This is a genomic window from Dongia sp., assembly GCF_041910485.1.
GTDB lineage: Bacteria > Pseudomonadota > Alphaproteobacteria > Dongiales > Dongiaceae > Dongia.
The window spans coordinates 1-1850 of the sequence record NZ_JAYRQR010000046.1 but is presented as its reverse complement, the minus strand read 5'-3'; the positions used below and the strand labels follow the sequence as shown (position 1 = coordinate 1850).

The window sequence follows — 1850 nt, the reverse complement described above, 5'->3', positions numbered from 1 at the left end:
TTCCCGCCAGTACAAGGCGCGGTTGCATCTCCCGCACCAGTTTTTCGAGTCCCCACAGCACGATCTGCAGATCGCTGATCAGCATGACCCGGATGGGTTTGGTTTGCGGGGAGGTCATGGTGGCTTTGCGGGGATGACGTATGCTAATTGTTAGTATGTTTATACTATTTTTGGTGTCGCAAATCTAGTAGGAAAGTTTGCGGGTGTGGGAATTGTGGGGTGTGCTGGCAGTTTTCGTTTTCTGTTGTCCGGGTTAATATGCCGGACACTCCATACGGTGCCGTCTGGAGTAATAATCGGTAATCGAATAAGGCTATTGGAGAGCTTCGATGGAGATCAAGGGAAAGGTTTTTCTGGTAACCGGTGCCGGGTCGGGCCTTGGTGCGGCGAGCGCACAGGCATTGCTCGAGGCTGGCGCCAAGGTCGTCCTGGCTGACCTGAATCGCGAGGCCGGCGAGAAACTGGCGGCCGGATTCGGCGCCAACGCGCGTTTCGTCGAGACCGACGTGGCGAGCGAGGTGAGCGCGGTCAACGCCGTGCAGACGGCAATTTCCGCTTTCGGCGGCCTGCACGGGTTGGTCAACTGCGCCGGCGTCGCGCCGGCCGAGAAGGTGGTCGGGCGCGAAGGGCCGCACAAGCTGGAAAGTTTCGCGCGGACGATCAATATCAACCTGGTCGGAACCTTCAACATGATCCGCCTGGCCGCCGACGCGATGATGAAGGGCGAACCCGATGCCGGCGGCGAGCGTGGCGTCATCGTTAACACGGCATCGGTCGCAGCGTTCGAGGGGCAACTGGGCCAGGCTGCCTACGCCGCCTCGAAGGGCGGCATCGTTGCCCTGACGTTGCCGGTGGCCCGCGAACTGGCGAAGAGCGGCATCCGCTGCGTGACCATCGCCCCGGGCATCATGGAAACGCCGATGCTTCTCGGCATGCCGCCGGAGGTGCAGGAGTCGCTGGGCAAGATGGTGCCCTTCCCGTCTCGCATGGGCAGGCCGGCCGAATTCGCCGCGCTGGTCAGGCATATCGCCGAGAACGCCTACCTCAACGGTGAGGTCATCCGGTTGGACGGCGCCATCCGCATGGGAACCAAATAATCTATACTTCGGCTCCGCCCTAGACCCAAAAGGCACTTCGGTGCCTTTTTTATTTGCATGTCCCAAGCCCCCTGCTATCACTGCGGCCAACCGATCCCCGACGACGTGGCGTTGTCGGTGAACGTCGGCGGCGAGGCGCGCGCGATGTGCTGTATCGGTTGCCAGGCGGTGGCGCAGTCGATCGTCGATAACGGGCTTGCCGATTATTACCGCAGCCGCGATGCCTTGCCGGAGTCGCCGCGCGAAGCGACGCCAGCGATTCTCGACCAGCTTGCCCTGTTCGACCACGCGGAATTCCAGAAAAGCTTCGTGCGGACGCTGGGCGAAACCGAGCGCGAGGCATCGCTGCTGCTCGAAGGCATCACCTGCGCTGCCTGCATCTGGCTCAATGAACAGCATGTCGGCAAGTTGCCGGGAGTGACAGCGGTCGATATCAACTATGCGACGCGCCGGGCGCGGGTGCGCTGGGATGAGGCGCGGATCAGGCTGTCGGACATTCTGGGGGCGATCGCCGCCATCGGCTACCGCGCCTACCCCTACGATGCCGCGAAGAACGAGGAAATTTCGCGCAAGGAGCGGCGCGACGCACTTTGGCGTCTCTGGGTCGCCGGTTTCGGGATGATGCAGGTCATGATGTACGCCTACCCGGTGTACATTGCCGACGGCGACATGACCGCCGACATCGAGAGCCTGATGCGCTGGGCCAGCCTGCTGCTGACGCTGCCGGTGGTCTTCTACTCCTCGGCGCCGTTC

At 62.2% G+C, this 1850-nt stretch carries 2 protein-coding genes; both read left to right on the top strand.

Translation table 11 applies throughout. The features are described 5' to 3' along the window. Positions 1-329: 329 nt before the first annotated feature. Entirely contained in the window at positions 330-1097 is a 768-nt protein-coding gene (locus tag ACE3PP_RS14840) for a 3-hydroxyacyl-CoA dehydrogenase (protein WP_374383639.1), read from the top strand. A gap of 57 nt (positions 1098-1154) precedes the next feature. Continuing rightward, a partial coding sequence (locus tag ACE3PP_RS14835) for a heavy metal translocating P-type ATPase metal-binding domain-containing protein (RefSeq protein WP_374383637.1) occupies positions 1155-1850 on the top strand: 696 nt, incomplete at its 3' end.